Source organism: Hugenholtzia roseola DSM 9546 (assembly GCF_000422585.1).
Taxonomy (GTDB): Bacteria; Bacteroidota; Bacteroidia; order Cytophagales; family Bernardetiaceae; genus Hugenholtzia; species Hugenholtzia roseola.
Genome location: NZ_KE383890.1, coordinates 37,324 through 48,209 on the forward strand (window position 1 = coordinate 37,324; position 10,886 = coordinate 48,209).

Here is a 10,886-nt window from a genome sequence, read left to right on the forward strand (position 1 = left end):
TTTGGACAAAAAAAATGCCTTCTCCTATCAAAAGCCTACGATTTAACCTATTTAAACAAATCCAAAAGATAAATTGGCTATGAACACAGCCCCTTCTGCGTCTTACTTTTTTTCTCATTTTGTTTCAAACTTTTTAGTAAAAAGAGAGCCATTTTTGTATTTAGCAGGCACAATTCTTTCATTTTTCTTTTTTTTATGGGCAGGATATGAAACGTTTTACATAGATAAAAAAAGCAGCCTAACGCTATTCGAAACCCTTTGGTTTGAAGTAGGCGCGTGGCAGTTTTCCCTACATTTTGCCTTGCACCTTCAAAATTTTTTACTTGTTTTGGCGGTGCTACTTATCTCTTTTTCTGTGCAGCTTTATAGCTTTTATTACATAAGTCAGAAAAGCTATAAAAAAGAGTATTTCAGATGGCTTTTCTTCTTTTCTATTTGCATGATTGCCTTGCTCCTTTCACAAGATTTGTTGCTTTTGTTTTGTTTTTGGGAGCTATTGGGTTTGTGTTCTTTTGCGCTTATTGCCCTTGAAAATGGCAGAGAGGGACTGCAAGGTAGAAAAGCGACTGAAGTTTTTCTCTACAATCGCGTGGCAGATATTGCCTTTATTGCGGCTCTTGCTTTTTTAGTCTTTCACTTCAAGACCACTAATTTGCTTATTATCAATGACTTATTGAAAACAAGTTCTCTTTTTTATCAACAAACCAATTTCTTTTGGCTTAGTATTGCCCTAATGATTGCTGCTTTTGGCAAGTCGGCGCAAGTTCCTTTTTCTTTGTGGCTTCCTAAGGCAATGGTTGCGCCTACCCCTGTTTCTGCTCTTTTGCATGCGGCTACAATGGTAGCTTCTGGCATTTTTTTGCTCACGCAAGTTTTTTTCATTTTAGATAAAAATGCACTCGAACTCTTACTTTGGATAGGATTTCTTACACTTTTATTGGGCAATCTTTTTGCTCTTTTTAGCCCTAAAATAAAGGGCGTTTTGGCAGGTTCTACTGTGGCGCAGTTGGCTCTGATGGTGCTTGCCTTATCACTGGCTTCGCCTTTGGTGGCACTGTTTCATCTGCTCACCCATGCCTTTTTTAAGGCTCTACTTTTTTTGGTGGCAGGTAGTTTGATGAAAAAAACAGGACAAGATAAATTAGAAAATCTGAAAGGTATTTTTCATAAAAAATGGAAACAAAGTAAAATGCTAATAGTGGCTTTCTTTTTTGCAGCCTACTCACTCTTGGGGTTGCCTTTAAGTGCAGCCTTCCTTTCAAAAGAAGCCTTGATGGGGCTTTTTTGGCAAGAAAAAGGACTATTTTTTACGCTTGTTTTTATGATACTCAATTTACTTTCTGCCCTTTATTTGGGGCGTTTGGCATCTTATTTATGGGCAAGAGAGGGAAAAAGTTTGCACTTTACACTTAAAACTACTTCTTATGAAAAAATAAGTTTTCTGATTCTTCTTGTCTTCTGCTCCTTTCTGCCTTTTTCGTTCTCGCCTTTTCATAGCCCCGATTGGGTTTCGGTTACTTTCGAAGTAGACCTACCTATTTGGATAATTATTCTAAATACTATTTTAAATATTTTGATTTTTGCAGTAGCTTTTTTCTTGATAGATTGGAAAAAAATAGAAAAATTACACCTAAAAATAAGTATGTTTTATGGCACAATAGAACAAACTATTTATACTTTCTTGCAAAAAATATCTTATTATTTTGATTATATTGATGATAAAATTTTAGCAACAGTACCGCTTCGTCTTGCCTTTTTGCAGGTTCGCCTTTCTTATTTGATGCGAGAAAAAGTAGAAACCATTTTGACAAAGCAACCTGAAAACTTAGGGAAAACGCAGGTTGTTTGGGGATATTTGATGTCATGGATAGATAAATATTTTGTAGATGCTTTTGTATTGCTTTTTTCACTATTTTGGAAAAAAATGAGCTGGACGCTTGGACTTTGGCAAACCAAAAGGGTGCAGTTTTACCTGCTATGGGGATTTGTTTTGCTTATTTTAATGATTTTTATTTTTATTTTTAAAAATAAAATTTAGTCTTGTGCGCTATAAATGCTTTTGCTGCCTGTTAGTTTATGCGCCAAAAAGCAAACAATCGCTAAATAAAAAGCTACTTGACCTCCAAAAAGTTCTATTCCCATTAAAATACAGGCGATTGGCGTGTGAGTAGCTCCTGCAAAAACGCCGACCAAACCCAAGCCTGCGAGCAAAGCGGTATCCATCGGTAGCCAAAGCGATAAGGTACTGCCCAAAGTCGCGCCTATAAAAAAGAGAGGCGTAACCTCCCCCCCTTTGTAGCCTGCGCCAATCGTTAGGGCAGTAAAAAAAAGTTTCATCATAAAATCATAAGGTAACGAGGGACTTTCGAAAGCTCCGAGAATTAGAGGCACACCCAGACCCAAATAGCGCGTATCCCAATAAGGAAAAAAGAGAGAAACAAAGGCGATAAAAACAACGCCACCTATAAAAGTGCGCAAGGGCGGATAACTTTTTCCATTTTTTAGTACGATTTTTGAATTTATTTTTTGTAGTATATTTTTTATCAAATCTGTAAAATGAATAAAAACAAAAGCTACGATTCCACATAAAAATCCTACTAAAAGACAAATCAGAAAATGATTCAAAGTAAATTCGGCTACCTTCAAAAAGGGATAGATTGAGTGAGCTACCTGCCATTGATGACAAAAAAATTGAGCAAAATAGTAGGCAAAAAAAGAAGCTAAAATAGTAGGAAAGGCTGCCTTTGTATCAATATGATTTCTTTTCACTACTTCTAAGGCAAAGACCGTTCCTGCTAAGGGCGTTCCAAAGACGGCTGCAAAACCTGCGGCAGTTCCCATGCGAAGCAAGGTTCTGCGGTCTTTTTGATATTCGATATGATTTTGAAAAGCTACAAATCGTTTTTTAAGATATTTTAAAAGAAAACTAAACTGGTCGGCTATGCTGCTACCCATCTGCACTGCCGTCCCCTCCCTACCTGCCGAGCCGCCGAAAAGGTGCGTGCAGAGCGTTCCCATCAGAACCAAAAACGCCATTTTGAGCGAAATTTCCTGTGTAGGATTTTGTATTTGTTCTATAATCAAATTATTTCCTTTTTCTACTTCGCGCCCCCAATGGTGGTAGAGCATTGAAATTAGCAAACCTCCTATTGGCAAAAAAAGCAAAAGTAAGGGCTGCTGTGTGCGATAAAGTTCCACACTTTCGAGGGCATACAGGAAAAAAGCACCCGAAAAGCCCATCAAAAAGCCTATCAGAAGGGCTAAAAAAAGCCATTTGAAAAGGTAAAAAAAGAGTTTTTCGGCTATATTTTTCATTTTATGATTTATTTTAAAAACTAAAAATGTTATTTTTAATCTTTTCCAAACAAGGGAACGACGTAGTGAAGCAAATTTTAAAGTAAGAAAATATAAGCAAGATATGATTTTTAAGATAGAGAATATAATTTTTTATAGTCTAAAAAACGATACCTTGCTAAATAGAGATAGCTTTTTCCAAAAATATGATATTGCTTAGGTTTTGAACCCCACAAAATAAGTAACTTCGTGAAAACGAAAAAACGCAATTTTTTTCTGTATTCGTGTTTCCTCACCTAATAAACACCATAAGACCATGAGAATCCGTAGCTTGGAAGATTACACCGCTGCTTATCGCAAGAGCGTAGATGAGCCTGAACGTTTTTGGGCAGACATTGCCGATACTTTTATTTGGAATCAGAAATGGGATAAAGTCTTGGATTGGAATTTCGAGGACTATTATGCCAAATGGTTTATTGGCGCAAAGACCAATATTACGACCAACTGTTTAGACCGCCATCTTTTGTCGCAGCCTGAAAAAACGGCAATTATTTGGGAGCCAAATGACCCCAATGAGCCAGAAATTCGCCTTTCCTACCGACAATTATACGAAAAAGTTTGTGCCTTTTCGAATGTTTTGAAAAAACATGGCGTAAAAAAGGGCGACCGCGTTGTGCTTTATATGCCTATGGTGCCAGAATTAGCGATTGGCGTTTTGGCGTGTGCGCGTATTGGGGCTATACACTCGGTTGTGTTTGCAGGCTTTTCCGCCTCTGCCCTTTCCGACCGCATCAATGACGCACAGGCTACTGTGGTACTTTCTTCGGACGGCAATTTTAGGGGTACAAAAGATATTGCAGTCAAGGCGATTGTAGATGAAGCTCTGCAAAGTTGCCCTTCTATTCAAAAGCAAATTGTTTTGAAGCGCACAGGGGCGAAGGTAGAAATGCAGCAAGGGCGCGATTTTTGGTGGCATCAGGAGCTTGAAAATCTGACCCAAACCGACTGCGAAGCCGAAATTATGGATTCGGAAGACCCACTTTTTATCCTTTATACATCAGGCTCAACGGGCAAGCCCAAAGGGGTAGTGCATCACATTGGGGGCTATATGGTTTATACCAAATACTCATTTGAAAATGTTTTTCAGTACAATGAAGGCGATATTTATTGGTGTACTGCCGATATAGGCTGGATTACGGGACACTCTTATATCGTTTATGGTCCTCTTTTGGCGGGTGCTACTACGGTTATGTTTGAGGGTGTGCCTACTTTCCCTGATGCAGGTAGGTTTTGGCAAGTCGTGGAAAAGTACAAAATTAGTTTGTTTTATACCGCACCTACTGCCATTCGTGCCTTACAAGCGCAGGGAGATGCTTGGGTTAAAAAACATGACCTTTCTTCTTTGCGCGTTTTGGGCAGCGTAGGCGAACCCATCAACGAGGAGGCGTGGCAGTGGTATTATCAGAATGTAGGTAAAAATAATTGTCCTATCGTCGATACTTGGTGGCAGACCGAAACAGGCGGCATCATGATTTCGCCTTTGGCGGGCATTACGCCTACGAAGCCTACTTATGCGACTTTGCCGCTACCGGGTGTGCAACCTGTACTTTTAGACGGGGAAGGGAAAGAATTGAAGGGCAATGGCGTGGAGGGCAATCTTTGCATCAAATTCCCTTGGCCTTCTATGATTCGCACGACGTATGGCGACCATGAGCGTTGCCAACAGACTTATTTTGGTATGTATAAAGGCTATTATTTTACAGGCGACGGTTGCCGCCGCGACCCTGACGGTTATTATCGCATTTTAGGAAGGGTAGATGATGTCATCAATGTTTCGGGGCATCGCATGGGGACGGCAGAGGTAGAAGATGCCATCAATCAGCACCCTGCCGTAGTTGAGTCGGCGGTAGTGGGCTATCCTCACGAAATTAAAGGGCAGGGAATTTATGCTTTCGTGATTTGTGATGGCGAGGCTGTAGCGCAGTCTTCTATCGAGCAACTTCGCAAGGAAATTCTCCAAACCGTAACGCAGCATATTGGCGCAATCGCCAAGCCCGATAAAATTCAGATTGTGACGGGGCTGCCCAAAACACGTTCAGGTAAGATTATGCGCCGTATTCTTAGAAAAATCGCAGAAGGCGACACTTCCAACTTAGGTGATACTACGACTCTGCTCGACCCTGCCGTTGTCGATGAAATAAAAGAGGGAGCGAAAGAATTTCACACCGCATAGTTTGCTTTTTAAACCTTAGTAATTTCTTTTAAAAGACCCCAAGTTTCTTGATAAGGCTTGGGGTTTTTAAGGTTTATTCTTCTATATTTTTTAGTTTTTTAATTTGTTCAATAGTTAAGCCTGTATCTTCTGCTATCTCTTCATTTGTTAGATTACGTTTAATAAGTTTTTTCACAATTTCAATCGCTTTTTCTTGTTTAGCCCTCCATTCTGCCTCAATTTTCAAAGAAAGTGCCTCGCTTGCTTTTACGTGTAAGTAATCTAAGTAGCGATTATAACCATAAGTCTGTTCTTGATTCAGACGCATAACATCTAAAACCTCTTTTGCTTCTGCCAAACCTTTTGCCTTAAAACTATCTTTTACTTCACTATTTTTCAAAAAATAAACCCATTCGTCCAAAGTATCTTTGGCAATATCATTGAATTGATTTACTTTGATAATGTAATATTCGGGGAAAATATCAGAAATATTTTGCTTGGTAAAAGTTTCTTTTTGTTTATTTGAAAGTTGTAAAAGGTCGTGTTCGTGCAGACCCTGAAAATTGGTTGTCCCTTTATAGACATAATCTTTTCCTTGTCCTAAATCAAAATAAACGATATTAACAGAAATTACTTTTTTGATTTCGGAATAAGACTGCCCCAAACTCAAATTTTCCGTTAGAGCTTTTGAAGCCCCATACGCCATGCGATGGAAATAATCGATTTCGTAAGTATTTTGAATCTCTACGATAACAAGCTCATTTTTAGCGTTTTGCACCAAAACATCGACGCGATTGTACTTATCTTGCTCGGTTTCTTGGTTGCCCTCACTTTCCAAAATCTTTTCAATTTTGATGTCTTCAAAAAGCAGTTCAGACAAGAAACCTTCCAACACAACAAAATTAGCCTTATTGCGAAGGAGTTTTTTCACTGCCCAGTCGAAACGGATTAGTCGCTTGCTCATGGTTTTGTGGTTAAAAATTCTTTTCGCAAAGATAACAAAAATCCGCAAAAAAAATAGTTGTGTGGGGCAGGAGCAAACAGGAAATGCCTCTGCCCTACGCACGCAATTTATAGCAGATGCGAAGGGCAAAGATTTAAGTATTTTTTACAAAAAATAATAACTACTGTGGTATTTGAATAATTGTAGCAGCTATTACTTTCAAAGTGTTATCAAAACGTTTCCAAACTCTTAGGTAGCGAAACGTTCCTTCGGTCGGAGTTCCCAACATTTTTCCCTTTGCCTTCATCATAACGATTGAGATTGCTGTATCGCCAATGATTTTGATGTCTTCTATTTGAGTGGAAGCCTCCTCGATGGTCATTGTTTTCGCTTTATGGGCATCTAAGTCCATTTTTTTAGTAACAACCTGCCCTACTGGTGTAACTGCAAGCAAGTCATCGTGTAAAAGTTGGTCAAGTGTTTCCACATCACTTATCAGTTGGGCAGAAAATAGTTTGTTTTCTGCTTCAACGACCTCTTGGGACTTAATTTCTATTTGGTTCATATTCAGTTTTTATTTTTTGTATTTCAATTTTTTGACAATAAAAAGCAAGCCTACTCAAATTAAGACGACTTGTCTGGTTGTCAAGTCATAATGATTGCAATAGTAGCATAAGTTTTAGTAATATAATCCTTACACTTTAAAAACAAAACTACATAACATCACGTATTTCTGACATTTTCTCAAATACGCTTTTTGCAAATGGGCATAAGGGAATAATTTTAACTCCTTTTTCTCTAGCAAATTCAACGGCTTTCAAGACCATTTGTTTCCCCGCACTTTTTCCCTTCAAGACCTCACTCACTTCGGTGTGGTCTATGATAAAGTGGCTTGTTCCTACCCAAGTGTAGGTCATCTCGGCCTGCTGAACCTTGTTTTCAAGAATGTAGAACTTTCCTTTTTTTCCGTTGTCTTCTTGCAAAATTTCCATAATTGCGTTTTTAGATTGAAAACTATTTGAGTAGAATTTTTAAAAACTATAAATAGTTTTTTGTTTGCTTAGAAGTATTTGAAAGTTGTATTTTATAGAGATTAAATTCTATATTACAAAATTTACTTAGATAAGCTAATAAGTAAATCCGTTGCAAATACTCAGTAAAGGTAAGTTTTCTTTTCAAGCTATGCAAGTGTTAGCGATAAAAAAATCTTGTAAGAGAGCAAATTTTTTGTAGAAAATATGAAAGTGAAAATTATAAAATTGAGTTATTTTTGATAAAGATACGATTTTTATGTAGCTTTTCAGGTTAGCCTTTCTGCCCATTTCAGTTCTGTTGGTAGTTCTATATTCGAAAATTCAAGGTGTATCACTCGTCTTTTCTTGTTGTTAGTTGTCCGATTTGAACTATGTAAAATTAGGGGCTTCATAATCATTATTCCGCCTTTATCTACATTGCAGACGGTTTCTACCTCTACTTTCCAATCGATTGTTTCGGGTCTGTAAATTTTTTTTAGGTGCGACTTCGGAATTACCCTTAGTGCGCCGTTATTTTCGTCTGTGTTGTCAAGGTGGATTCGGATTGTATAAATATTTTCTATTATATTGATTGGTGGCTGAACTGAAAACTGGTTTTGTTTTTTTGTCCAAAAGTTAAAATTTTCAAGTTCTACTTTTTTATCTACTGAAATTGTCAAATCTTGGTGATAGGGAACATACCAATTCGAGTTTTCTGTTTTATCAAAATAAATACTTTTTACAACAAAATAATCATTTCCAAAAAATAATTTAATCGTGTTTTTTAAATTATTATTAAATATTGTATTTTTTATTTCTGGAACTTCTTTCAAAAACTGCCTAATGGCAAAAAGGTCTGGCGATTTTCTGAAAGTATCTTTGGTCTTATCAGTTTGGTCGATGATAAATAAAATCTTTTCTATTTCTTTGTCGGAATAGATATTATTAATAATCGTAAAGCCATTATCTATAAGCTCATTTTTATGTTTTGTTATATTTTTCATATTTTTATGTTTTTTAGTAAAATATAAATACTCGCGCTCGAATCCCATAACTTTCGCCCCAAACTTACGAAACGCCCGACAAATTTCCAAATAAGAGTGGGCTTTTTAAGGAAAGAAAATTATATCGCTTAAATTAATTATAAAAATATTTTAAAATACAACTAATTTTGTAAATTTTCAATACATACTCCATGCAATTACATATAATATATTTATTTTTTTAATATAATATTTTAATTTTTTTTCATGTTTTTGCATGACACTGTTTTAAAACTTTAACCTCAATCTCTTCTCCTATACAAATCAGGACATGGTTTACGCTCTTATTATCACTATAATTTTTAAATTGAAACAGAAGTTATTACTAAAAATATAAGAGATTTACGACTTATTTTGCCTGAATAAAGAGTTATTTAGTATTTTATTTTTTAAAAATTATTACTACTTTTAAAATATTTTCGCATACTCAAAAAGTGGCGCAAGATATAATCCAAACGCCACTTTTGCTTTTTTCTATAAAATAATATAATATTATTCTGGTATTTTTTCTACTAAGATTTTATTTTTTGCCTTATCGTAATAAGTGCAGGTCATTTTATCCATAGAAATTTCCCATTTTTCAATGCCCGTTTCGGCGCACATCTTAATGAAGGTCAGATAATTGGTTTTTCCTTGTTGGTGTGCCAAAAGCTCTGCCTTAAATTTTTCAATTTCGGGTATCTCGGCAATCGTTATTGGCTCATACTTTGCTGGTGTCGTGGCTGCATGGTCGCCTACTCCGTAATAGTCAGTGTGTCCGTCAGTTACGTAGGACTGATAATGCGTAACGCCCAAAGACTTGATTTCCTTGATGTAAGCGGGGAAGTCTGCGCCCGATTTCACCTTGCGGTGAGCTGATTCTATTTGTTCGATTGTAAACATTTTTTGATTTTTAAGGTTGAAATAGTAAGATTACAAATATAGGTTTTGGGATACTTATTTGTAAAATTGATATGATAAAAATATTTTTATTTGTAACAAAATATAAGAAATTAAATACTACAAAGTTGATTTTAGGGAATCGATACTTCTTTTTTCTCAAACCATGGTTTTACTAGAACGCTTTTATCTATAAGACCTTTTGTTTTTTTATTTTGAATTTTATCTTTTTTCGAGTAAGTATATATTATTCCATCTTTAAATAACAGCCTATTAGGGGGGAGTTTTCTGCTCTGTCCTCCAGAAGAAACAATATTAGTTATATATTCATTATGTAAGATTGTATTAGAAATTTTATCATAAGATAAAACCATTTTTAACTCATCTTTAACTATTAAAGTATCTTTAATTTCATTTATTTTTAAATAAATAAATTTATCTTCTTTAATTTGCCACGTCCCTACATTCCAACTTGAAGATAGGTCTAATTTCCAAGTGTATTCAAATGTGTTATCTGAATTTAAAACTAAACACTCACCAAGTTCGTTTTGATAAATACCAACTATTTTTTCTTGAGCATTTAAAAATAGGCTAAACAAGATAAAAATCAACATAAGTGTTTTCATATTATTACATTTTAAATAATTTATTAAAGAAAGTTTTTATAATTTTTCGTATTAAAGATTCAAAAGAAAGGGAAACAAAAAACAACTAAACCTTTTACTTTATCTCAAACTTACAAAATTCCCGACAAATTTCCAAATAGAAGAAGTTTTTTGACGAAAAAAGTCAGAAAATTGTTATTTTACGGTGTACATTGCAGTTATATAAACTTTGTACAATCATTTTTCAAATTATCTACTCAATCAAAATTACAGAGCCACTATGTCCAATTTTTTTTACAAACTCAGGTGTTTCCGCTTCTCCCAAATAGGAGCGGACAAACAAAACGGTAAAAAATCACACACCCAAAAACGTGTAATTTTGATGTCTTCAAAAAGAAGTTCGGACAAAAAACCTTCCAACACAACAAAATTAGCCTTGTTGCGAAGGAGTTTTTTCACTGCCCAGTCGAAACGGATTAGTCGCTTGCTCATGGTTTTGTTTTATTTTTTTTAATTGAAAAAATGTTATTTTTTGTTTCGCAAGGCTTCTATTTGGTCAATGGTTAAGCCCGTGTGTTTGGCTATCTCACTATTAGTCAAACTTGTAGTGAAAAGGCTTTTCGCAATCTCAACAGAGTTTTTATATTTTTCATCTTTCCGCACTTTCTGCTCTGCCTCTGCTATTTTCTTTTCCATTAGCTCCTCTTGTTGGATTTTCAAAGAAAGTGCCTCACTTGCCTTTACGTGCAGGTAGTCCAAATAGCGATTATAACCATAAGTTTGTTCCTGATTCAGACGCATGACATCTAAAACCTCTTTTGCTTCTGCCAAACCTTTTGCCTTAAAACTATCTTTTACTTCACTATTTTTCAAAAAATAAACCCATTCGTCCAAAGT

At 35.7% G+C, this 10,886-nt stretch carries 10 protein-coding genes; 2 read left to right on the forward strand and 8 right to left on the reverse strand.

What is annotated here, in order from left to right; all coding sequences use genetic code 11:
* Nucleotides 1–79 precede the first annotated feature (79 nt).
* Nucleotides 80–2,038 carry an NADH-quinone oxidoreductase subunit 5 family protein gene (locus G500_RS0121150; protein WP_027003984.1) on the forward strand — a complete coding sequence of 653 codons (1,959 nt, stop codon included), beginning with the start codon at nt 80–82 and terminating at the stop codon, nt 2,036–2,038.
* On the opposite strand, the gene G500_RS24545 is transcribed toward G500_RS0121150, so the two are convergent.
* Nucleotides 2,035–3,315, reverse strand: coding sequence for a chloride channel protein (locus G500_RS24545; RefSeq protein WP_051204009.1), 1,281 nt, complete (start codon nt 3,313–3,315; stop codon nt 2,035–2,037). The genes G500_RS0121150 and G500_RS24545 overlap by 4 nt on opposite strands.
* Nucleotides 3,316–3,574: 259 nt before the next feature.
* On the opposite strand from G500_RS24545, the gene acs reads away from it, so the two are divergent.
* Nucleotides 3,575–5,527, forward strand: a complete 1,953-nt coding sequence (gene acs, locus G500_RS0121160) for an acetate--CoA ligase (protein WP_281169353.1) — start codon at nt 3,575–3,577, stop codon at nt 5,525–5,527.
* Nucleotides 5,528–5,600: 73 nt separating this feature from the next.
* On the opposite strand, the gene G500_RS0121165 is transcribed toward acs, so the two are convergent.
* The 7 genes from G500_RS0121165 to G500_RS0121205 all read right to left on the reverse strand — a co-directional run.
* A complete protein-coding gene (locus G500_RS0121165; RefSeq protein WP_027003986.1) occupies nt 5,601–6,470 on the reverse strand; it encodes an Rpn family recombination-promoting nuclease/putative transposase in 870 nt (289 codons plus the stop codon).
* A 160-nt stretch (nt 6,471–6,630) separates the two neighbouring features.
* Nucleotides 6,631–7,014, reverse strand: a complete 384-nt coding sequence (locus G500_RS0121175; protein ID WP_027003987.1) for a nuclear transport factor 2 family protein — start codon at nt 7,012–7,014, stop codon at nt 6,631–6,633.
* Between the two features lie 148 nt (nt 7,015–7,162).
* Nucleotides 7,163–7,441, reverse strand: coding sequence for a GNAT family N-acetyltransferase (locus tag G500_RS0121180; protein WP_027003988.1), 279 nt, complete (start codon nt 7,439–7,441; stop codon nt 7,163–7,165).
* 308 nt (nt 7,442–7,749) lie between these two features.
* Complete coding sequence (locus G500_RS0121185) at nt 7,750–8,466, reverse strand: phytanoyl-CoA dioxygenase family protein (protein ID WP_027003989.1); 717 nt, start codon at nt 8,464–8,466, stop codon at nt 7,750–7,752.
* 531 nt (nt 8,467–8,997) lie between these two features.
* Nucleotides 8,998–9,387: a DUF1398 domain-containing protein gene (locus G500_RS0121190; RefSeq protein ID WP_027003990.1), complete on the reverse strand. Its 390-nt coding sequence runs from the start codon at nt 9,385–9,387 to the stop codon at nt 8,998–9,000.
* A gap of 131 nt (nt 9,388–9,518) precedes the next feature.
* Nucleotides 9,519–10,010: a hypothetical protein gene (locus tag G500_RS0121195; RefSeq protein ID WP_027003991.1), complete on the reverse strand. Its 492-nt coding sequence runs from the start codon at nt 10,008–10,010 to the stop codon at nt 9,519–9,521.
* A gap of 504 nt (nt 10,011–10,514) precedes the next feature.
* The coding region (locus G500_RS0121205) for a hypothetical protein (protein WP_027003993.1) at nt 10,515–10,886 on the reverse strand (372 nt) is incomplete at its 5' end.